The organism is Streptomyces sp. NPDC002994 (assembly GCF_040611155.1).
Classification (GTDB): Bacteria; Actinomycetota; Actinomycetes; order Streptomycetales; family Streptomycetaceae; genus Streptomyces.
This window is the reverse complement of the sequence record NZ_JBEXNQ010000013.1, coordinates 1-21,449: the sequence shown is the minus strand read 5'-3', so window position 1 is coordinate 21,449 and position 21,449 is coordinate 1. Positions and strand designations below refer to the sequence as shown.

The following is a 21,449-nucleotide window of genomic DNA, read 5'->3' as shown; positions in this document are numbered from 1 at the left end:
GTCCCGGCCCTGGCCCCCAGAACCCCCACAGGAGGCAGCACCATGGCCAAGAACAAGAATCGCAAGCAGGGCGCCCAACAGGACCGCGCGTCCTCGGTGGTCCGTGGAACCGAGCAGGCCAAGGACAGTGCCTTCGAGTCCCACGCCCAGCCGCAGACGCACGCTCAGGGCAGCCCTGCTGATGTTGCCCGTAAGCACCAGCGGCGCTTCGGCCACAACTGACCCCGCCGCGCAGGTACATGAAGAAGGGGCGCACCCGTGACGACGGGTGCGCCCCTTCTCACTACGTGCTCAGCCCGCCAGGCAGGACGGGCCGAGCAGCACCTTCAGGTCTCCGAAGAGCGCCGGATCCGGCTGCACGCGGTGCCGGTCGAGCCGCAGCACCGTCGTCTTGCGGGCCCCCTGGAGCTTGATCCGGACCTCCGTGTTGCCCCGGTGGTGCTTGAGGATCTCGCCGAGCTTGGTGACCATCGGCGGCGTCACCTTCACCGTCGGGATGGTGAGGACCACGGGCGCGTTGGTCCCCGCCGACGACACGTCCGGAACCATCAGCTCCATCGCCACAAGCCGCGGAATGTCCTCACGCTTGTCGAGCCGGCCCTTGACGAAGACCACGGTGTCCTCGACCAGCTGGGTCGAGACCAGCTGGTACGTCGCCGGGAAGAACATGCACTCGATGGAGCCGGCCAGGTCCTCGACGGTCGCGATCGCCCAGGCATTGCCCTGCTTGGTCATCTTGCGCTGAAGGCCCGAGATGATGCCGCCGATGGTGACGATCGCGCCGTCGGAGTGCTCACCGCCGGTGAGCTGGGAGATCGCGGCGTCGGCCTTGTCGCTCAGCACGTGCTCGATACCGAAGAGAGGGTGGTCCGAGACGTACAGGCCGAGCATCTCGCGCTCCTGCGCGAGCAGGTAGGACTTCTCCCACTCGATGTCGGAGAACTCCACGTCGAGCCCGAAGCCCGGCTCGTCGCTCTCCTCCTCGCCGCCGCCGAAGAGGTCGAACTGCCCCTCCGCCTCCTTGCGCTTGACCTGCACCACGTTGTCGATCATCGGCTCGTGGTGCGCGACGAGGCCCTTGCGGGTGTGCCCCATCTCGTCGAAGGCACCGGCCTTGATGAGCGATTCGACGGTCCGCTTGTTGCAGACGACCGCCTCGACCTTGTCGAGGAAGTCCGGGAACGAGCTGTACTTCCCCTTCGCCTTCCGGCACCGGATGATCGAGTCCACCACGTTCTGCCCGACGTTGCGAATGGCGGTCAGGCCGAACAGGATCACGTCGTCGCCCTGCGCCGCGAAGTTCGACTGCGACTCGTTCACATTGGGCGGCAGCACCTTGATGCCCATGCGCCGGCACTCGTTCAGGTAGACGGCCGACTTGTCCTTGTCGTCCTTGACGGAGGTCAGCAGCGCCGCCATGTACTCGGCGGGGTAGTTCGCCTTGAGGTACGCCGTCCAGTAGGTGACCAGTCCGTACGCCGACGAGTGGGCCTTGTTGAACGCGTATCCGGCGAAGGGCACCAGCACGTCCCACAGCGCCTGGATCGCCGCGTCGGAGTACCCCTTCTTCTTCGCGCCCGCCTGGAAGAGGACGAAGTTCTTCTGGAGCTCGTCGGGCTTCTTCTTGCCCATCACGCGGCGCAGGATGTCGGCCTCGCCGAGCGAGTAGCCGGCGATGATCTGCGCGGCCTTCTGCACCTGCTCCTGGTACACGATCAGGCCGTGGGTGAGGCCGAGGACCTCCTTGAGAGGCTCCTCCAGCTCCGGGTGGATCGGCGTGATCTCCTGCTGGCCGTTCTTGCGCAGCGCGTAGTTCGTGTGCGAGTTCATGCCCATCGGGCCCGGCCGGTACAGGGCCGAGACGGCGGAAATGTCCTCGAAGTTGTCGGGCTTCATCAGCCGCAGCAGGGACCGCATCGGGCCGCCGTCGAACTGGAACACACCGAGCGTGTCACCGCGGCACAGCAGCTCGTACGTCGCCGGGTCGTCCAGCGGGAGGCTGAGCAGCTCCAGGTCGATGCCCTTGTTGGACTTCACCATCTTGACGGCGTCGTCCATGATCGTGAGGTTGCGCAGGCCCAGGAAGTCCATCTTCAGCAGGCCGAGCGACTCGCAGCTCGGGTAGTCCCACTGGGTGATCGTCACGCCGTCGCTGTGCCGCACCCACACCGGCACATGATCGGTGATCGTCTCGCTGGACATGATCACGCCGGCCGCGTGCACGCCCATCTGCCGGACCAGGCCCTCGACACCCTTCGCAGTATCGATGACCTTCTTCACGTCCGGCTCGTTCTCGTACATCGCCCGGATCTCGCCCGCCTCGCTGTAGCGCGGGTGCTTCGGGTCGGTGATGCCGTTGAGGTCGATGCCCTTGCCGAGTACGTCGGCGGGCATGGCCTTGGTGAGCCGGTCGCCCATCGCGTACGGGTAGCCCAGGACGCGCGCGGAGTCCTTGATCGCGTTCTTGGCCTTGATCTTGCCGTACGTACCGATCATGGCGACCTTGTCGGCGCCGTACTTCTCCGTCACATACCGGATCACCTCGCCGCGCCTGCGCTCGTCGAAGTCGATGTCGACGTCGGGCATGGAGATGCGCTCGGGGTTGAGGAACCGCTCGAAGATCAGGCCGTGCTCGATCGGGTCGAGGTCGGTGATGCCCATGGCGTACGCGACGATCGAACCGGCCGCGGAGCCACGCCCCGGACCGACCGCGATGCCGTTGTTCTTGGCCCACATGATGAAGTCGGCGACCACGAGGAAGTACCCCGGGAAGCCCATGTCGATGATGATCTTCATCTCGTACTCGACCTGCTGGAGCCGGTCTTCCGGGATGCCGTTCGGGTAGCGCCGGGCCATGCCGCGCATGGTCTCCTCGCGGAACCACGTCACCTCGGTGAAGCCCTCGGGCACCTCGAACTTGGGCATCAGGTTCCGCTCCTGGAACCAGCCCTCCGTGTCGATCTGCTGCGCGACCAGGAGCGTGTTGGCGCAGCCCTCCTGCCAGGCGTCCGAGGAGTCGACGGCGTACATCTCGTCGGTCGACTTCAGGTAGTAGCCGGTGCCGTCGAAGCGGAAGCGGTCAGGGTCGGAGAGGTTCTTGCCGGTCTGGATGCACAGGAGGGCGTCGTGCGCGGTCGCCTCGTTGGCGTAGGTGTAGTGCGAGTCATTCGTCACCAGCGGCGGAATGTTGAGCTTCTTGCCGATCTCCAGCAGACCGTCACGGACCCGGCGCTCGATCTCGATGCCGTGGTCCATCAGCTCCAGGAAGTACTTGCCCTCGCCGAAGATGTCCTTGTAGTCCGACGCCGCCTGCACTGCCTCGTCGAACTGCCCGAGCCGCAGCCGCGTCTGCACCTCGCCCGACGGACACCCGGTGGAGGCGATCAGGCCCTCCGACCACTGGGAGATCGTCTCCTTGTCCATGCGCGGCCACTTCGTCAGCCAGCCCTCGGCGTACGCGTCCGAGGAGAGCCGGAAGAGGTTGTGCAGGCCGGTCTTGTTCGCCGCCCAGATCGTCTTGTGCGTATATCCACCGGAACCGGACACGTCGTCGCGCTTCTGGTGCGGCTGGCCCCACTGGATGCGCCGCTTGTTGCGCCGCGACTCGGGCGCGACGTACGCCTCGATGCCGATGATCGGCGTCACACCCGCCTTCTTCGCCGAATGGAAGAAGTCGTACGCCCCGTGCAGGTTGCCGTGGTCGGTCATCGCGATGTGCGACATGCCCATCTCGTTGCAGGCCTCGAACATGTCCTTGAGCCGCGCGGCACCGTCCAGCAGCGAGTACTGGGTGTGAACGTGGAGGTGCGTAAAGGGCGGCTTGGTCACGGTGAAGGCCTCCGGCAAAACGGTCGGTGACAGGTTGGGTGGACAGCTCGGAAGTCTACTTCGGCGGACTGACAGCGAGGGGGCACTCACGAGTACGGTCAGGCGTTGGACAAGGGAATCACCTGCGGAATCACCTGTCCCATTTGCCATGTACGTCATGCACCAGGAGGCCACCGGCGATGTCGGTCCAGCAGACAGACGCAACTCAGCGCGGCGAGCAGATCCTCGCCGTCTTCGAGACCGCGTTCGGCAGGCTCCTGGCCGCCGACCCGGCCGCCTTCCGGGTGAAGTTCCGCAAGATGGCCGCCTCTGCCTTCGCCTTCTACCGGGGCACGGCCGGCCTGTTCTACGCCGACCTGGAGCGCGAGCAGAACGCCGGCCCGTACCTGGACGAGCGCACCGGGCGGGTGTGGATCCACGGCGATCTGCACGCCGAGAATTTCGGCACGTACATGGACTCCCAGGGCCGGCTGATCTTCAACGTCAACGATTTCGACGAGGCGTACGTCGGCCCCTTCACCTGGGACCTCAAGCGCTTCGCGGCCTCCGTCGCGCTCATCGGCTACACCAAGGCGCTGAGCGACGACCAGATCACTGATCTGGTGCTGACGTACGCCGCCGCCTACCGCGAGCGCATCCACGCCCTGGCGACCGGAGCGAAGAATGACGAGGTGCCGCCCTTCACCCTGGACACGGCCGAGGGCCCGCTGCTCGGCGCGCTGCGCTCCGCCCGCTCGCTGACCCGCTTCGGGCTGCTCGAATCGATGACCGAGATCCGCGACTTCGAGCGCCGCTTCGCTCCCGACGGCGGTTCGGTCGACCTCGACGCCGCCACCCGCTACAAAGTCCTGGCGGCCTTCGACGGTTACCTGGAGACGCTGCCCGAGTCCAGCCTGACCCGCCCCGACTCCTACCGCGTGAAGGACGTCGTCGGGCGGCGTGGCGTCGGAATAGGGTCTGCCGGTCTGCCCTCGTACAACATCCTGCTCGAAGGCAACAGCGACGCCCTCGAGAACGACGTCGTGATCTACATGAAGCAGGCGCAGACCCCGGCGGTCTCCCGGCACATCACCGACAGCGCCGTCCGCGAGTACTTCCAGCACGAGGGCCACCGCACGGTGATCTCGCAACGCGCCCTCCAGGCGCACGCGGATCCGTGGCTGGGCTGGACGGAGCTGGACGGGGCGGGGCAGCTGGTCGCGGAGGTCTCGCCGTACGCCGTGGACCTGGACTGGTCGGACATCGACGAGGTGGAGGAGATCGCGGCGGTCGTCGCCGACCTCGGCAGGGCGACCGCCACCATGCACTCGGCGGCGGACGACGAGAGCGGCCACTCGCTGGTGCCGTTCTCCACCGAGCGCGCGATCGACGCGGCGATCGCGCGCTCGGTGGACAACTTCGGAAGCCTGCTGGTGGACTTCGCGCACTCCTACGGAGCGCGGGCGCGGGCCGACCACCAGATCTTCGTCGACCTGTTCCGCAACGGCCGGATCCCCGGCCTCTGACCGGCCACCCACCACGGCTTTAGGGCTCCCTTACAGCGACCCGTGGCAAACTCACCAGCTATGGACGTATCGGGGACGCAGCTGAGGGCGGTGCGGGCGGCGCTTTTCACCGCGCTCGTTGTCACGCTCTCCGCCGCGTCCCATGTGCTGCTCTCCCGGGTCCCGCTGCCGCTGACCGTGGTGGCCGGGATCGCGGCCGCCGTGTTCGCCGTCGCGTACGCACTGGCGGGCCGGGAGCGCGGCTTCGGCGCGATCGCCGGTCTGCTCGTACCGCTGGAGCTGGCCGCCGACACGGTCTTCACCACCGGACAGCACCTCTGTTATGGCGCTGCGGGCGGTCCGGTCGCGGGCTCTTTACGCTCGGTCGGGTTCGATGTGCTGTGCGGCGGCGGCGCGAAGGGCGAGCTCGGTGCTCCGCTCGTACGGGCCACGGGCCCCCAGGAGAGCGCTGCCGCCCTCCTCAGCTCCCCCGATCCCGCCTTGCCCTGGCTGCTGCTCGGCGCCCACATCGCGGTGGGGCTGCTCGCCGCGGCCTGGCTGCGGCGCGGTGAGGCGGCGCTCGCCGGTGTGGTGCGGACCGTGGCCGCGTTCACCTTCCGGCCGCTGCTGATCGCCGTCGCCGCGACCGGCGCGGCCCACTGGCCCGTACGCCGCGCGGTGCGGCCCGCCCGCCGGGTCCGTACCGCCTCCCCCGGCCGTCTGTTCGTGCACTCCGTAGGACGCAGGGGCCCGCCGCGCTCGGCATGCGTTTTCGCCTGAGCCCAGCAGCCCCCTACTCCAGCCCCCCCCAGTCCCCTTACGGAGAACACGACCATGAGTGCACGCAACAACCAGGCCAACAAAGCAGCGGCTCGCGAGCGGCTGCGCGCCGAGCGCGAGCGTCAGGCCAAGAAGGACAGGACCCGCCGCCAGCTGATCGTCGCCCTTTCGATCGTCGGCGTCCTGGCGGTGGCCGGCGGCGTCGGATACGGCGTCATGCAGGCGAACAAGCCCTCCGCCTGGGAGGCCGCCAAGAACGAGAAGCAGATCACCGCTCCGGCGAACACCGAAGGCAAGGACGGCACGACCGTCGTCGTCGGCAAGAAGGACGCCAAGAAGACGCTGGAGCTGTACGAGGACTCGCGCTGCCCCGTCTGCGCGACGTTCGAGCAGGCCAACGGCGAGACGATTGTGAAGGACGTCGACGCCGGCAAGTACAAGGTCAAGTACATCGGCGCCACCTTCATCGACACGACCATCCCCGGCGAGGGCTCGCGGAACGCGCTGAGCGCGCTGGGCGCCGCGCTCGACGTCAGCCCCGAGGCGTTCCTGGAGTACAAGGGCGCGCTGTACTCGCAGAAGAACCACCCCGAGGAGCAGGACGACAAGTTCGCCAAGGACGACTACCTGATCAAGGTGGCCGACGAGGTGGACGCCCTCAAGGGCAACAAGAAGTTCCAGCAGAACGTGCAGAACGGCACCTTCGACGCCTGGGCGCTCAAGATGTCGGACACCTTCGACAAGAGCGGCGTGAAGGGCACGCCGACGCTCAAGATGGACGGCAAGAAGGTCACCGGTTCGGACGGCGAGAACCCGCCCATGACGTCCGCAGAGTTCAAGACCGCGATCGACAAGGCCCTCAAGGCGTAGCGGCCGCACGGCACTTCACCCAAGGGTGGGGATACGTTTTTGCGTTTGCCCACCCTTGGGCCGTACTGATCAGTAATGTACGGCCGTGACCAGTCGATTCGCTTCATCTCCCAGCCGCCGCACGGCTCTCAAGGCCGCCGCCGCCACCGCTGTCGCCGCCCCTGTCGTCGCCGGTACGAGTTCCAGAGCCGCTGCCGCCGACGCCGTACAGAGACCCGTATTCCTCCATGGAGTCGCTTCCGGCGACCCGTTGCCCGACGGCGTCCTCCTGTGGACCCGAATAACTCCCACCCCTGACGCCGGGCCGGGCTCCGGCAAGGGGCCCGACGTGGCGGTGAGTTGGGAGGTCGCCGAGGACAAGGGGTTCTCGAAGACCGTCGCCCGCGGTACGACGACCGCGAGTGCGGCGACCGACCACACCGTCAAGGTCGACGTAAGGGGCTTGGCTCAGGGAGCCGCCTATTACTTCCGCTTCACCGCGGGTGAGGTCGTGTCCCCCACCGCCCGCACCCGCACCGCTCCGGCCGCCGACGCCACCACGCCCGGTGTGCGCTTCGGCATCGTCTCCTGCGCCAACTGGGAGTCGGGTTACTTCTCGGCGTACCGGCACCTCGCCGCCCGCGCCGACCTGGACGCGGTCCTCCACCTCGGCGACTACCTCTACGAGTACGCGACCGGCGCCTACCCCGCGCTCCCGTCTGTCGTACGGCAGCACGAGCCGGCCCACGAGATCCTCACCCTCGCCGACTACCGCACCCGCCACGGCAAGTACAAGACCGACGCCGACCTCCAGGCCCTGCACGCCGCGCACCCGGTCATAGCCATCTGGGACGACCACGAAATCGCCAACGACGCCTGGTCGGGCGGCGCGGAGAACCACACGCCGGGCGCGGAGGGCGAGTGGTCCGCGCGCGTGGCCGCCGCGAAGCAGGCGTACTTCGAGTGGATGCCGGTCCGCGCCTCCACGGAGGGCACCGTCTACCGACGGCTGCGCTTCGGCAAACTGGCCGATCTGCACCTGCTCGACCTGAGGTCGTTCCGCTCCCAGCAGGCGAAAATCGGCAACGGCTCGGTCGACGACCCCGAGCGTACGATCACGGGCCGCGCCCAGCTGGACTGGCTCAAGTCCGGACTCGCCTCCTCCGACGCCGCCTGGAAGCTGGTCGGTACGTCGGTGATGATCTCGCCGGTGGCCTTCGGCTCCGTACCGGCCCATCTGCTGGAGCCGCTGGCCGAGTTGGTCGGTCTGCCCAAGGAAGGACTCGCGGTCAACGTCGACCAGTGGGACGGCTACACCGACGACCGCAAGGAGCTGATCACCCACCTCAGGGACCGGGCGATCAAGAACACGGTCTTCCTGACCGGTGACATCCACATGGCGTGGGCCAATGACGTGCCGGTCAGGGCGGCGACGTATCCGCTCTCACCGTCGGCGGCGACCGAGTTCGTGGTCACCTCGGTCTCCTCGGACAACCTCGACGACATCCTGCACGTCGCGCCGCAGACCGTCTCGCTGGTCGCCGCCACGGCGGTCAAGGCCGCCAACCGCCATGTGAAGTGGCTGGACATGGACTCACATGGCTTCGGCGTCCTCGACATCACGGGCGAGCGCTCACAGATGGACTACTTCGTCATCTCCGACAAGACGCGGCAGGACGCGACCGCGCGCTGGGCGCGCTCGTACCGCACGCTCAGCGGAACGCAGAAGGTCGAGCGGGTGAACCAGCCGGTTCTCTGACAGGCGATTTTCAGCCACCAGGCAACCTGTTACGAGCAGATCACGCCAGGAGGCGGGTGGCGTTAATCCGCCATCCGAATGCGGACACACCACCCGCCTCGGTAGCCCCAGGCCTTACCTGCGCATCTCAAAGTCTGGACCAGGCCGAAACTTTTCGTCCCGATGCCCCAATTGCTCTGTGAATTGATTGGGCTTGATCGCTTCTCATCAAGATCTGACATGCACACATAACCTCCGGGCAGCGGCGAGGAACAACCCACCCTCGCCCACCCCCGCGAGGAGTCAACGTGCGTGCTCTTGCCCGTATATCCCCCCTTCTGCGCAAGCGGTTCATCGGTACGGCGGTAATGGCCGGAACCCTGGCCCTGTCCACCCTGTCCGCACCCGCCGGCATGGCCGTCGCCAAGGCGCCCACGGAGAAGTGCGTCGAGGACACCCACGCGAGCGCCACCGCCCGCGCGGCGCGTCCCTCGGGCGACCAGCACGCCCACGAGCCCAACGAGGTCACGGCCGCCAAGGCCCAGGCCATGGACGCGGACCTGCGCGAGAGACTCGACAAGCTGCGTACGTCGGGCGGCGCCGCCAGGGACTTCTCGGCCACCGCCGTCACGAACATCCCGGTGTACTTCCACGTCATCCACAGCGGCACCACCGGCAAGCTGACGACGACCGACATCAACAACCAGATGGCGGTCCTCAACTCGGCGTTCGGCGGCCAGGGCACCGGAAACGTCAACTCCAACTTCCAGTTCACGCTGGCCGCCACGGACTACACGGACAACGCCTCCTGGTACAACCTGGCGTCCGGCTCGACCGCCGAGAAGGAGATGAAGGCCGCACTGCGTCAGGGCGGCGCCGGCGCGCTCAACTTCTACACCGCCAACCTCAGCGGCGGTCTGCTCGGCTGGGCGACCTTCCCGAGCTCGTACCAGTCCAACCCGACCATGGACGGCGTCGTCGTCCTCGACAAGTCGCTCCCGGGCGGCAGCTCCGCCAACTACAACGAGGGCGACACCGCCACCCACGAGGTCGGCCACTGGCTGGGGCTCTACCACACCTTCCAGGGCGGCTGTAACGGCAACGGCGACTACGTCACCGACACCCCGGCCGAGAAGAGCGCCGCGTACCAGTGCCCGACCGGCCGTGACTCCTGCGCCAGCAAGCCCGGCGTCGACCCGGTCCACAACTTCATGGACTACACGTACGACAACTGCATGTACCAGTTCACGACCGGCCAGGTGATGCGGATGACCGACAGCTGGACGGCGTACCGAGCCGGCTGACCGACCCCGGTACTCCCGAGGCCTCGCGCGTCCCGCCGAAGCGGGTACGCGCGGGGCCCCGCGCCGCTCTACAGCGTCGCCAGGAACCCGGCCGCGACCTTCCACGTCTGCGCGGCCGCATCGGCGTCGTAGTCCGGCAGATCCGGGTCGGTGTAGAGGTGCCCGGCTCCCGGATAGCGATAAATCTCCACGTCCGCACCGGCCCGCCGCATCCGCAGGTACCAGGCGTTCAGCCAGTCGTCGGACTCGAAGGGATCCGGGTCCGCGACATGCAGCTGTACGGGCAGATCGTGCGCCGAAGCGTCGTCCGCGATGTCCGAGGTGCCGTGCAGAAGCAGCAGCCCACGGGCCTTCTCGTCACCGAGCGCCAGGTTCTGCGCGACGGACCCGCCGAAGGAGAAACCGGCGTACACCAGACCGCTCTCGGAGTGCGGGGCAGCCGCGAGAACGGCACGCCGCAGCAGCTCGTCCCGGCCGATGGCGTCCTTGATCGCCATACCCTCCTCCACGGTTTCGGCGGTTTGCCCGTCGAAGAGGTCGGGCACGTGCACCTGGTGCCCGGCGGCACGTAGCCGCTCTGCCGCGGCGTGCACCGCCGGGCGCAGACCGCAGACGGAGTGGAAAAGCATGATGTCCATCCCGTCATCCTCCCATTTAGCGTCGGAGTCATGGAGAACGTACTGCGCCCGTTGCTCATCATCGGTGGCTCGGTCACGCTCACGCTGCTCGTCGGCTGGGCCGCCGATCTCTTTCTGCGCCGGACCGATGCCCGTCACCACGAGACCCCCCTGTGGGGCCTGCTGCGCCGCTGCCGTGTCCCACTGCAGGTGCTGCTGCTCGCTGCGGTCCTGAGAGGGGCGTACGAGAAGACCGACCTGAGCATCGTCCGCGACCACAGGGCCGGCATCGGCCAGGTGCTCTCCCTGGTGCTGATCGGCGCCGGCGCCTGGCTGGTGATACGGATCGCCTCCGCGATCGTGGAGTCGTCGTACGCCCGCTACGCGTCCACGACACGCGATCCCGCCCGAGTGCGGCGCGTCCGTACCCAGGTGACGCTGATCATGCGGATCGTGACCGCCGTCGTGGCGGTGGTGGCGGCCGGTGCGATGCTGATGACCTTCCCCGGCATGAAGGCGGTCGGTACGTCAATGCTCGCCTCGGCCGGAATCATCGGCATCGTCGCCGGTGTCGCGGCCCAGTCGACCCTCGGCAACCTCTTCGCCGGCTTCCAGATCGCCTTCGGCGACATGGTGCGCATAGGGGACACGGTGGTCGTGGACGGCGAGTGGGGCACGGTGGAGGAGGTCACGCTCACGTTCCTGGCCGTACGGACCTGGGACGAGCGGCGGATCACGATGCCGGTGTCGTACTTCACCAGCAAGCCGTTCGAGAACTGGTCGCGCGGCGGCGCCCAGATGACCGGCACGGTCTTCCTCCACCTCGACCACAGCGCGCCGGTGGACCTGATGCGGGAGAAGCTCCAGGAGATCCTGGGCACATGCAAGGCCTGGGACGGCCGCGACTGGGGCCTGGCGGTCACCGACACGACGCCGAACACCATGGAGGTACGGGCGGTCGTCACCGCCAAGGACGCGGACGACGTCTGGACCGTGCGGTGCACCGTGCGCGAACAGCTGATCGGCTGGCTGACCGAGAAGCACCCGTACGCGCTCCCCCGCATCGCGACAGCCCCGGCGGCCCACCCACCCAACGGCAACGGCCGCCCCCTGTCGGAGGCGATCACGCAGGCCGAGGACGACACGACCGACCCGACCCCGCGCACGGGCCGCGGGTGACGCGACACGGACCCGGCCCCGGGCGCCGGCCATCGCCCTACCTCAGGCTGCGCACATCAAGGTGATGCAGCACCCGGTCGACAACCTCCGGGTCCGCCCCCGGTTCGTTCCGCGCGGACAGCACCTCGTGCCGCGCCGCCGACATCATCTCGCGCTGGATCCGGTGCACGGACTTCACCCGCTCGACGCGCTGCGCGTACGCCTCGCGCCGCTCATCGTCCACGATGTCCGGACTGATCCTGGCCCCGATGTCGAACGCACCACGCAGGAGCCGCTCCAGGACGTCCTCCGGCAGGTCCTCGACGTCCTGGATCTCCTTGAGCCTGCGCTTGGCGGCCTTGGCGGCCCGTACCGCCAGCTCGTGTTCGAGCTCGCGCTCCGCCCCCGTGTCCGCGCGTACGCCGAGCCTGCGCACCAGCCACGGCAGCGTGAGCCCCTGAACGACAAGGGTCGTCAGGATGACGGCGAACGCGACGAAGATGATCTCCTCCCGCGCCGGGAACGGCGAACCGTCGGCCGTCTTGAGCGGAATCGCCAGCGCCAGCGCGACCGACGCCACGCCCCGCATCCCCGACCACCACATGACGACGGTCTCCCGCCAGCTGACGGGAATGTCCTCGTCGTAGTCCCGCAGCGTGTGCAGCCGCTTGGCCAGCCAGGTCGCCGGCAGCAGCCACGCCAGCCGTACGCCGACGACCACCGCGACGATCGCTCCACCCCAGCCGAGCATCTCGCCCAGGCGATCGTCGGCCGTACCGAAGACGTTGTGCAGCTCAAGGCCGATCAGCCCGAAGGCGATGCCGGTGACCAGGGTGTCGACGATCTGCCAGAAGGTCCGTCCGGCGATGCGGCCGAGTACGTCGTCGGCGTCGACGGCGTGCTCGGCCAGATACAGCGCGATGACGAGCACGGCGAGCACGCCGGACCCCTTGAACTCCTCAGCCAGCACATAGGCGACGAAGGGCGCCAGCAGCGTCAGGCTGATCTGCAGGGTCGCGTCGCCGAGGTAGCCCATCAGCTTGTCGGTCATCCAGCCGAGCCCGAACCCGACGACGACGGCGACGAGAGCGGAAAGGAAGAGCTCGCCGACCGCGACCGGCCAGGAGAACGTTCCGCTCACCGCCGCCGCGATCGCCACGTGATAGAGCACGATGGCCGTCACATCGTTGAACAGCCCCTCGCCCTCCAGGATCGACACGAGCCGCCGCGGCAGCCCCAGCGACCCGGCCACGGCAGTCGCCGCGACCGGGTCGGGCGGGGCGACGAGCGCGCCCAGCGCGATGGCCGCGGCGAGCGGCAGCCCCGGGACGAGGGCGCCCGCGACCGCGGCCACCGCGGCCATCGTCACGAAGACGAGCGCCACAGCGAGCAGCAGGATCGGCCTGATGTTCGCGGCGAACTGCCGCCAGGAGGTGCGCTGTACGGCGGCGTACAGCAGCGGCGGCAGGACCAGCGGCAGGATGTACTCGGGCGGGATCTCGACATTCGGTACGAACGGCAGCAGCGCCAGGACGATCCCGGCGAGCGTCATCAGTACCGGCGCCGGCAGCCCGAGGCGCTCCCCGAGCGGCACCGTGACGACGGCCCCCAGCAACAGCAGGAACAGTAGGGCCAATTGATCCACGGTGCACCTTCCGGCCATTCTGAAATCTCAACCATCTGGACGATCAAGACCCCAAGCGTGCCACTACTCCCGGATCCGCTGCCGGATCCAGACGCCGGCTTCCTTCAGTACGCCGTTGCCGGTCCAGGTGTCGCCGTTACAGGTGCCGGTTTTGAAGACGGCTCCCGAGCGGTCGTCGTCGGAGTAGTTCCAGTTGGTCCAGGAGATCTTCTTGCGCTTCATCAGGTCGAGGAAGCGCTGGGACTGGGCGAAGTCGTTGGCGCCCTCACCGGCGTAGTTCTGCGTGCCGAACTCGGTGACGAACACCGGCAGCCGGTCGGAGGCCCGGTTGAGGGCGTTCAGGTACTCGTCCCGGTGGGAGGCGGCGTAGAAGTGGAAGGTGTACATGATGTTGGAGGCGCTCACCGGGTTACGGACGACCTCCTGCTCGTCGGCGCCCTCCGAGACGCCGAACGAGGACCATGCGCGCGTGCCGACCAGCACCACCGCGTCCGGGTCCTGCGCCCTGATGACGGGGATGATCTTCTCGGCGTACGACTTGATCTTCGACCAGCTCGTGCCGGACGGCTCGTTGGCTATTTCGTAGAGGACGCCGGGGTTGTCCTTGTACTTCTTCGCCATCGCGGTGAAGAAGGTCTTGGCGCGCGAGAAGTTGAAGTTCGGGTCGCCCGGGTCGAGCATGTGCCAATCGATCACGGCGTACATGCCGCGCCGGTGCGCGCCGTCGACGAACTTCTGGGCCAGCGCGGTGAAGCGCTGCGGGTCACTCTCGTAGCCGCCCTCCTGGACGTACGTCGAGACGCGCAGGACGTCGGCGCGCCAGTCGCCGGCGAGAGCGTCGAGCGACCCGTCGGTGACGCACTGGGAGTACCACTGGGTGCCGTGGGTGCTCATTCCGCGCAGTTGGACAGCCTGGCCCTGCTCGTTGCAGAGCTGGCGGCCGCAGACCTTGAGCTGTCCGTTGGCGGAGACGGCGGAGGAGGCGGAGGAGGCGGATTCGGTGGCGCCGACAGGCGACTGGAGTGCGATCACAACTCCGAGCGCCAAGGTGAAGAGCAGGGGTTTGCGCATGGGGGTGGTGCTCCCTTCGGGTGGGGTCCGGTACGGGAGTTCGCGTGAAAGTTAGGGTTGTTTCCCATTACCGTCAAGAGTGTTGGGAAACTTTCCTAACCATTAGCGGGACAGCGAAAATGGGGCCACAGCGTTGAGCTGTGACCCCATGAGCGCCTCTGAGCTGCGCCTACAACCCGCGCCTCATCGCCTGGTGCGCAATCCCCGCGTCCGGGAATTCCGGCCCGTACACGGCGTACCCGAGCCGCTTGTAGAAGCCGAGCGCGTGCGTCTGCGCGTGCAGGTCCACCGCGCGCAGCCCCCGCTCCCTCGCCGCGTCCTCGATCGCCAGCACCAGCGCCGCCCCGACGCCGAGCCCGCGCGCCTCGCGGCTGACGGCGAGGCGGCCGAGCGAGCCGACCGACTCGTCCCCGCCGGTCTTGCCGGCCGCGGCGGCGCCGTACAGCAGCCGTCCCGTGCCGAGCGGCAGTCCCTCGCCGGTCACGGCCAGAACGTGCACCGCGCCGGCGTCGTACGCGTCGTACTCGATGTCGGCGGGCACCCGCTGCTCGACGACGAAGACCTGCTTGCGTACGGCGAAACAGGCCTCCATGTCGGCGGGCCCGTCAGCGATCCGGACGACGTACGCAGCAGACGTACTCATCGCCGCGCGCTCACTCGCTCTCGGCGCGGATCACGTCCAGCGCCTTCTGCAGGTCGGCGGGGTACGCGCTCTCGAACTCGACCCACTGCCCGTCCGACGGGTGCTCGAAACCGAGCCGCATCGCGTGCAGCCACTGCCGCGTCAGGCCGAGCCGCTTGCCCAGCGTCGGGTCGGCGCCGTACGTCAGGTCGCCGACGCAGGGGTGCCGGTGCGCGGACATGTGCACGCGGATCTGGTGCGTACGCCCCGTCTCCAGCTTGATGTCGAGGAGCGACGCGGCCCTGAAGGCCTCGATCAGGTCGTAGTGCGTGACCGACGGCTTGCCCTCGGCCGTCACGGCCCACTTGTAGTCGTGGTTGGGGTGGCGCCCGATCGGGGCGTCGATGGTGCCGCTCATGGGGTCGGGGTGGCCCTGGACCAGCGCGTGGTACTTCTTCACGACGACGCGGTCCCGGAACTGGGCCTTGAGCAGCGTGTACGCCCGCTCCGACTTGGCCACGACCATGAGGCCCGACGTACCGACGTCGAGGCGGTGCACGATGCCCTGGCGCTCGGCGGCGCCCGAGGTCGAGATGCGGTACCCGGCGGCGGCGAGGCCGCCGATCACGGTGGTGCCGGTCCAGCCGGGGCTGGGGTGGGCGGCGACGCCGACCGGCTTGTCTATGACGACGATGTCGTCGTCGTCGTGCACGATCTCCATGCCCTCGACGGGCTCGGCGACGATCTGGACGGGGGCTGCGGCCTGCGGCATCTCCACCTCCAGCCAGGCCCCGCCGTGGACCCGCTCGGACTTCCCGACCACCGCCCCGTCGACCTGAACCTTCCCGGCGGCGGCAAGCTCGGCCGCCTTCGTGCGGGAAAACCCGAACATCCGGGAAATGGCGGCGTCGACGCGCTCGCCCTCAAGGCCATCGGGTACGGGCAGGGTGCGGAACTCGGGAATGGTACTCACCCGTCGAGTATGCCTTGTCAGTCCTTGTGAACGGTCCCGTCGGGGTCCAGCCCCCGGAACGACAGGATCACAATGAGGATGCCGCCGCACACGATCGCGGAATCCGCGAGGTTGAAGACCGCGAAGTTCGCCGGTGCGATGAAGTCGACGACGGCTCCCTTGAAGACGCCGGGCGAGCGGAAGATCCTGTCCGTGAGGTTGCCGAGCGCGCCGCCGAGCAGCAGGCCGAGCGCGATCGCCCAGGGCAGGCTGTAGAGCTTGCGCGCGAGCCGGGCGATCACCACGATCACGGAGGCCGCGATGGCCGTGAAGATGACGGTGAAGGCCTCGCCGATCCCGAACGCGGCGCCCGCGTTCCTGATCGCCTCGAACCTCAGCAGGTCACCGATGACCTGGATCGGCTCGTGGTGCTCCAGCTTGGCCACCACGAGCATCTTGGTGCTCAGATCGAGCGCATAGGCCACGAGGGCCACCGTGAACAGCACAGCGATCCTGCGCTTGCCCCTGCCCGCCGGCTGCTCGTCCGCAGCCGTGTCGGAGGCCGCCGCGTCGGAGGTCTCCTCCGGCTCAGGTCCCCCGACCTCATCAGGGGTATCCGGCGTACCGATGATGCGCTCCGCCTCTGCCACGTGAGTCCCTCAACCTAGGTGCCTGACTGAGGACGAGGGTACGGCACACACGTACGGACAGACTGGTGGTGTCAGTAGCGGCGCTCCTGCTTCTGCTTGTCCTCCACGCACAGCGTGGCGCGCGGGAAGGCCTGCATGCGCGCCTTGCCGATCGGCTTTCCGCAGATCTCACAGAGTCCGTACGTCCCGGCGTCCAGCCGCTCCAGGGCCCGCTCTGTCTGTTCCAGACGCTCGCGGGCGCTGGCCGCCAGCGCCAGCTCGTACTCACGGGAGATGTTCTTGGTACCGGTGTCGGCCTGGTCGTCGCCCGCGCCGTCCCCGGAGTCCCGCATCAGCCCGGTCACCGCCTCCTCCGACGCGATGATCTCGGCCCTGAGACCGGCGACCTCCTGTTCCAGCGCGGCCCGGGCCTCGGAGACCTCGTCCGGGGTCCAGGGATCCTCCCCCGGCCTGACGGCGAGCTCGCCGGGGGCCGCCGGGACGACCGTGCGGGACTTGGGAAGCGCTGTCGTCGTGGCCGTGGCCGCCTTCTTGACGCCCGTGGTCCTGCTCGCAGCCTTTTTTGCAACCACCGTCTTGGCTCCTGTCTCTTCCGCGGCCGCAGCCGCCCCCTTGGCCGCAGGAGCGGCCCTCTTCGCAGCCGCCTTCTCGGCAGGTGCCTTCTTGGCCGGTGCCGCCTTCTTCGCGACAGCCTTCTTCGCGGCGCTCTTCTTCGCGGCGGTCTCCTTGGCGGCGGCCCTTTTCGCGACGGCCTTCTTCGCGACGGCTGCGTTGTCCGCGTTGTCCACGTGCTCCGCGTGCTCCGTCGTGCCGATCCCGTCTGCGCTCTCTGCGGCGGTCTTCTTAGCCACCATGGCCGCGGCCCCTTCACATATTGTGATCTTGCTCGCGCATCGTGCTGGGACGATAAGTCGACCCCAGCCCCGCGGCAACGGGGCACGCCGCCGGTTCGGCCCCGCCGCACGCGGGACACGGTGAGCCTGCATCGGTTGTGCCCAGCTCTCCGCCGGGTAATCCGCTCCGGGGGCACGGACGGAGTCCGCGGAACGACGTATGGCCATTCGGGTTATCGCCGTACGCTCCGGCGCCGCGCGAAAAACGGGGCGGCCCCCCGGCCCCCCGGCCCGTACACTGGGCGCAGCGAAAGGCCTCGAAGGGGACGAGTAGCGTCGTACGCAGCCAAGAGCGACCCGGGGACGGTGTGAGCCCGGGGGTGGAGCCCGACGTGAAGCATCACCCCTGAGCCGCCGGAAGAAAGCTTTGAACAGTGGGCTCCGCCCACGGGTGCAAGGCAAGTAGAACCGGCATCGCTGCCCCAATGAGGGGGTCACGGGCGCCGCCCGGGGCCAAGGAGGGTGGTACCGCGGGAGCAGCACAGCGCTCTCGTCCCTCCGACGGAAGTCACAGTCCGCCGGAGGAATCGATGTCGCTGTACCGCCAGGTGCCCGCCCAGGTCGACCTGCCCGCCCTTGAGCACGCCGTGCTCGAATTCTGGCGCGAGAACAAGGTCTTCTCGAAGAGTCTCGAACAGTCCGAGGGACGCCCTGAGTGGGTGTTCTACGAGGGCCCGCCCACCGCCAACGGCATGCCGGGCGCGCACCACATCGAGGCCCGCGTCTTCAAGGACGTCTTCCCGCGCTTCCGCACCATGCGGGGCTACCACGTGGCCCGCAAGGCCGGCTGGGACTGCCACGGCCTGCCCGTCGAGCTCGCCGTCGAGAAGGAGCTCGGCTTCAACGGCAAGAAGGACATCGAGGAGTACGGCATCGCGGAGTTCAACGCGAAGTGCCGCGAGTCGGTGACCCGCCACACCGACGCCTTCGCCGAGCTCACGACCCGCATGGGGTACTGGACGGACCTCGACAACGCGTACCGGACCATGGACCCGTCGTACGTCCAGTCCGTCTGGTGGTCCCTGAAGGAGATCTTCAACAAGGACCTGCTGGTCCAGGACCACCGCGTCGCCCCCTGGTGCCCCCGCTGCGGCACGGGTCTGTCCGACCACGAGCTGGCGCAGGGCTACGAGACGGTCGTAGACCCTTCGGTCTTCGTCCGCTTCCCCCTCACCTCGGGCCCGCTCGCGGGTGAGGCGTCGCTGCTGATCTGGACGACGACCCCGTGGACCCTGGTCTCCAACACGGCGGTGGCGGCGCACCCGGACGTCACCTACGTGGTGGCCACGAACGGCGAAGAGAACCTCGTCGTCGCCCAGCCCCTCCTGGAGAAGTCCCTGGGCGAAGGCTGGCAGCCGACCGACCAGACCTTCACCGGCGCGGAGATGGAGCGCTGGACGTACGAGCGCCCCTTCGCCCTGGTCGAGTTCGAAAAGCCGGCCCACTTCGTGGTGAACGCCGATTACGTCACCACGGAGGACGGCACGGGCTTGGTCCACCAGGCTCCGGCCTTCGGTGAGGACGACCTGAAGACCTGCCGGGCATACGGCCTCCCGGTGGTGAACCCGGTCCTCCCGGACGGCACCTTCGCCCCGGAACTCAACGTCATCGGCGGCCAGTTCTTCAAGAAGGCCGACGAGGCCCTCACCGCCGACCTGGACACGCGCGGCCTGCTCTTCCGCCACACGCCGTACGAGCACAGCTACCCGCACTGCTGGCGCTGCCACACCGCGCTTCTCTACTACGCACAGCCGTCCTGGTACATCAGGACCACCGCGGTCAAGGACGCGATGCTGCGCGAGAACGAGCGGACGAACTGGTTCCCGGACTCGGTGAAGCAGGGCCGCTTCGGCGACTGGCTGAACAACAACATCGACTGGGCGCTGTCCCGCAACCGCTACTGGGGCACCCCGCTCCCGATCTGGCGCTGCGAGGACAACCACCTCACGTGCGTGGGCTCGCTGGCCGAGCTCTCGGACCTGACCGGCACCGACCAGTCGTCCCTGGACCCGCACCGCCCGTACATCGACGCGGTCACGTTCCCCTGCCCCACCTGCGAGCAGACCGCGACGCGCGTCCCCGAGGTCATCGACGCCTGGTACGACTCGGGCTCGATGCCGTTCGCGCAGTGGGGCTACCCGTACCAGAACAAGGAACTCTTCGAGAAGCGCTACCCGGCGCAGTTCATCTCGGAGGCGATCGACCAGACCCGCGGCTGGTTCTACACGCTCATGGCGGTGGGCACGCTGGTCTTCGACAAGTCGTCGTACGAGAACGTCGTCTGCCTGGGTCACATCCTGGCCGAGGACGGCCGGAAGATGTCGAAGCACCTGGGCAACATCCTCCAGCCCATCCCGCTCATGGACCAGCACGGCGCCGACGCGGTCCGCTGGTTCATGGCGGCCGGCGGCTCGCCGTGGGCGGCGCGCCGAGTGGGCCACGGCACGATCCAGGAGGTAGTGAGGAAGACCCTCCTCACCTACTGGAACACGGTCGCCTTCCAGGCCCTGTACGCCCGTACGTCGAACTGGGCGCCCAGCGCGGCGGACCCGGCCCCGGCGGACCGCCCCGTCCTGGACCGCTGGCTCCTCTCGGAACTCCACGCCCTGACGGACCAGGTCACCCAGTCCCTGGAGGCGTACGACACCCAGCGTGCGGGCAAGCTCCTGTCCGCCTTCGTCGACGACCTCTCGAACTGGTACGTACGCCGCTCGCGCCGCCGCTTCTGGCAGGGCGACAAGGCGGCGCTGCGCACCCTGCACGACGTGGTCGAGACGATCACCCGCCTGATGGCCCCGCTCACCCCCTTCATCACCGAGCGGGTCTGGCAGGACATGATCACCCCGGTGACGCCGGACGCCCCGGAGTCGGTCCACCTCTCCACGTGGCCGGACCCCGACCTCACAGCGATCGACCCCACGCTCTCCCGGCAGATGGCGCTGGTACGCCGCCTGGTCGAGCTGGGCCGGGCGACGCGGGCGGAGTCGGGCGTCAAGACCCGCCAGCCGCTGTCCCGGGCCCTGGTCGCGGCCTCGGGCTTCGAGTCTCTGACCCCGGAGCTCCAGGCTCAGATCACGGAGGAGCTGAACGTCTCCTCGCTCGCGTCCCTCTCGGAGGTCGGAGGCTCCCTGGTCGATACGACCGCCAAGGCGAACTTCCGCGCCCTCGGCAAGCGCTTCGGCAAGGGAGTACAGGCGGTGGCCAAGGCGGTGGCGGAGGCGGACGCGGCAGCCCTCTCCCTGGCCCTGCGCGAGGGCACGGCAACGGTCACGGTGGAGGGCGAGACGGTCTCCCTCTCCCCCGAGGAGGTCATCATCACCGAGACTCCGCGCGAGGGCTGGTCGGTGGCCTCCGACTCGGGCGCGACGGTCGCCCTGGACCTGGAGATCACTCCGGAGCTGCGGCGGGCGGGCCTGGCGCGTGACGCGATCCGGCTGATCCAGGAGGCGCGCAAGAACAGCGGCCTGGACGTGGCGGACCGCATCGCGGTCCGCTGGACCACCACCTCCGAGGAGACGGCGGCGGCCCTGTCCGAGCACGCGGCCCTGATCGCGGACGAGGTCCTGGCCCTGGACTTCACCAAGGCTGAAGCGGACGCCACGTACGGCACCCCCTTCACGGACGAGGGCCTGTCCCTGACCTTCCGCCTCCGCAAGACCGAGGCGTAACGCCCAGGGGAAGGGCCCGGCCGACTTCGTTCGGCCGGGCCCTTCGGCTTTCCCCTACCCGCCCCTTCCCGAACTTGGGGGCAAGCCCCCAGCCCCCCGGGACGCCCTACGGGCGTGTCCTCAAACGCCGGACGGGCTGGAAAATCCAGCCCCTCCGGCGTTTGAGGAGCGGGGTCTGGGGCGGAGCCCC

At 68.4% G+C, this 21,449-nt stretch carries 16 protein-coding genes; 8 read left to right on the top strand and 8 right to left on the bottom strand.

Going from position 1 to position 21,449, the window contains the following annotated elements; all coding sequences use genetic code 11:
- The first annotated feature begins 42 nt into the window (after positions 1–42).
- On the top strand, positions 43–222 hold the full coding sequence (locus ABZX79_RS18770) for a hypothetical protein (protein ID WP_214977433.1): 180 nt from the start codon (positions 43–45) through the stop codon (positions 220–222).
- A 69-nt stretch (positions 223–291) separates the two neighbouring features.
- On the opposite strand, the gene dnaE is transcribed toward ABZX79_RS18770, so the two are convergent.
- On the bottom strand, positions 292–3,828 hold the full coding sequence (dnaE, locus tag ABZX79_RS18765) for a DNA polymerase III subunit alpha (RefSeq protein WP_355258353.1): 3,537 nt from the start codon (positions 3,826–3,828) through the stop codon (positions 292–294).
- Positions 3,829–4,007: 179 nt separating this feature from the next.
- Here dnaE and ABZX79_RS18760 point away from each other — a divergent pair, with 179 nt between their 5' ends.
- The 5 genes from ABZX79_RS18760 (at position 4,008) to ABZX79_RS18740 (ending at position 9,983) form a co-directional block, all read left to right on the top strand.
- Positions 4,008–5,333: a DUF2252 domain-containing protein gene (locus ABZX79_RS18760; RefSeq protein ID WP_355258350.1), complete on the top strand. Its 1,326-nt coding sequence runs from the start codon at positions 4,008–4,010 to the stop codon at positions 5,331–5,333.
- A gap of 60 nt (positions 5,334–5,393) precedes the next feature.
- Positions 5,394–6,092, top strand: a complete 699-nt coding sequence (locus tag ABZX79_RS18755; protein WP_355258347.1) for a hypothetical protein — start codon at positions 5,394–5,396, stop codon at positions 6,090–6,092.
- A 54-nt stretch (positions 6,093–6,146) separates the two neighbouring features.
- Positions 6,147–6,962: a DsbA family protein gene (locus ABZX79_RS18750; RefSeq protein ID WP_355258344.1), complete on the top strand. Its 816-nt coding sequence runs from the start codon at positions 6,147–6,149 to the stop codon at positions 6,960–6,962.
- 85 nt (positions 6,963–7,047) lie between these two features.
- Positions 7,048–8,700, top strand: coding sequence for an alkaline phosphatase D family protein (locus ABZX79_RS18745; protein ID WP_355258341.1), 1,653 nt, complete (start codon positions 7,048–7,050; stop codon positions 8,698–8,700).
- Between the two features lie 287 nt (positions 8,701–8,987).
- Positions 8,988–9,983: a zinc metalloprotease gene (locus ABZX79_RS18740; protein WP_355258339.1), complete on the top strand. Its 996-nt coding sequence runs from the start codon at positions 8,988–8,990 to the stop codon at positions 9,981–9,983.
- A 68-nt stretch (positions 9,984–10,051) separates the two neighbouring features.
- Here ABZX79_RS18740 and ABZX79_RS18735 read toward each other — a convergent pair whose 3' ends face one another.
- Positions 10,052–10,621: a dienelactone hydrolase family protein gene (locus ABZX79_RS18735; protein ID WP_355258336.1), complete on the bottom strand. Its 570-nt coding sequence runs from the start codon at positions 10,619–10,621 to the stop codon at positions 10,052–10,054.
- Between the two features lie 30 nt (positions 10,622–10,651).
- On the opposite strand from ABZX79_RS18735, the gene ABZX79_RS18730 reads away from it, so the two are divergent.
- Positions 10,652–11,779 carry a mechanosensitive ion channel domain-containing protein gene (locus tag ABZX79_RS18730; RefSeq protein WP_355258333.1) on the top strand — a complete coding sequence of 376 codons (1,128 nt, stop codon included), beginning with the start codon at positions 10,652–10,654 and terminating at the stop codon, positions 11,777–11,779.
- Between the two features lie 37 nt (positions 11,780–11,816).
- Here the strand turns inward: ABZX79_RS18730 and ABZX79_RS18725 are convergent, their stop codons facing one another.
- The 6 genes from ABZX79_RS18725 to ABZX79_RS18700 all read right to left on the bottom strand — a co-directional run bounded on the left by ABZX79_RS18725 (position 11,817) and on the right by ABZX79_RS18700 (position 17,552).
- A complete protein-coding gene (locus ABZX79_RS18725; RefSeq protein ID WP_355258330.1) occupies positions 11,817–13,403 on the bottom strand; it encodes a Na+/H+ antiporter in 1,587 nt (528 codons plus the stop codon).
- Between the two features lie 63 nt (positions 13,404–13,466).
- Positions 13,467–14,474 carry a glycoside hydrolase family 5 protein gene (locus ABZX79_RS18720; protein WP_355258327.1) on the bottom strand — a complete coding sequence of 336 codons (1,008 nt, stop codon included), beginning with the start codon at positions 14,472–14,474 and terminating at the stop codon, positions 13,467–13,469.
- 169 nt (positions 14,475–14,643) lie between these two features.
- Positions 14,644–15,117: a GNAT family N-acetyltransferase gene (locus ABZX79_RS18715; protein ID WP_355258324.1), complete on the bottom strand. Its 474-nt coding sequence runs from the start codon at positions 15,115–15,117 to the stop codon at positions 14,644–14,646.
- A gap of 10 nt (positions 15,118–15,127) precedes the next feature.
- The gene (locus ABZX79_RS18710) at positions 15,128–16,069 is read right to left on the bottom strand and encodes an RluA family pseudouridine synthase (protein WP_355258321.1); all 942 of its coding nucleotides are present in this window, start codon (positions 16,067–16,069) and stop codon (positions 15,128–15,130) included.
- A 17-nt stretch (positions 16,070–16,086) separates the two neighbouring features.
- Entirely contained in the window at positions 16,087–16,698 is a 612-nt protein-coding gene (gene lspA / locus ABZX79_RS18705) for a signal peptidase II (protein ID WP_355258318.1), read from the bottom strand.
- Between the two features lie 71 nt (positions 16,699–16,769).
- Positions 16,770–17,552, bottom strand: a complete 783-nt coding sequence (locus tag ABZX79_RS18700) for a TraR/DksA family transcriptional regulator (protein ID WP_355258315.1) — start codon at positions 17,550–17,552, stop codon at positions 16,770–16,772.
- 569 nt (positions 17,553–18,121) lie between these two features.
- Here ABZX79_RS18700 and ileS point away from each other — a divergent pair.
- Positions 18,122–21,259, top strand: coding sequence for an isoleucine--tRNA ligase (ileS, locus tag ABZX79_RS18695; RefSeq protein ID WP_355258312.1), 3,138 nt, complete (start codon positions 18,122–18,124; stop codon positions 21,257–21,259).
- Positions 21,260–21,449 lie beyond the last annotated feature (190 nt).

Bases quoted from the DNA above. Each gene is read 5' to 3' on its own strand.
- ABZX79_RS18700 (WP_355258315.1), bottom strand. From the start codon at position 17,552: ATGGTGGCTAAGAAGACCGCCGCAGAGAGCGCAGACGGGATCGGCACG.
- ABZX79_RS18720 (WP_355258327.1), bottom strand. From the start codon at position 14,474: ATGCGCAAACCCCTGCTCTTCACCTTGGCGCTCGGAGTTGTGATCGCA.
- ABZX79_RS18735 (WP_355258336.1), bottom strand. From the start codon at position 10,621: ATGGACATCATGCTTTTCCACTCCGTCTGCGGTCTGCGCCCGGCGGTG.
- ABZX79_RS18755 (WP_355258347.1), top strand. From the start codon at position 5,394: ATGGACGTATCGGGGACGCAGCTGAGGGCGGTGCGGGCGGCGCTTTTC.
- ileS (WP_355258312.1), top strand. From the start codon at position 18,122: ATGTCGCTGTACCGCCAGGTGCCCGCCCAGGTCGACCTGCCCGCCCTT.
- ABZX79_RS18760 (WP_355258350.1), top strand. From the start codon at position 4,008: ATGTCGGTCCAGCAGACAGACGCAACTCAGCGCGGCGAGCAGATCCTC.
- ABZX79_RS18750 (WP_355258344.1), top strand. From the start codon at position 6,147: ATGAGTGCACGCAACAACCAGGCCAACAAAGCAGCGGCTCGCGAGCGG.
- ABZX79_RS18715 (WP_355258324.1), bottom strand. From the start codon at position 15,117: ATGAGTACGTCTGCTGCGTACGTCGTCCGGATCGCTGACGGGCCCGCC.
- ABZX79_RS18730 (WP_355258333.1), top strand. From the start codon at position 10,652: ATGGAGAACGTACTGCGCCCGTTGCTCATCATCGGTGGCTCGGTCACG.
- ABZX79_RS18770 (WP_214977433.1), top strand. From the start codon at position 43: ATGGCCAAGAACAAGAATCGCAAGCAGGGCGCCCAACAGGACCGCGCG.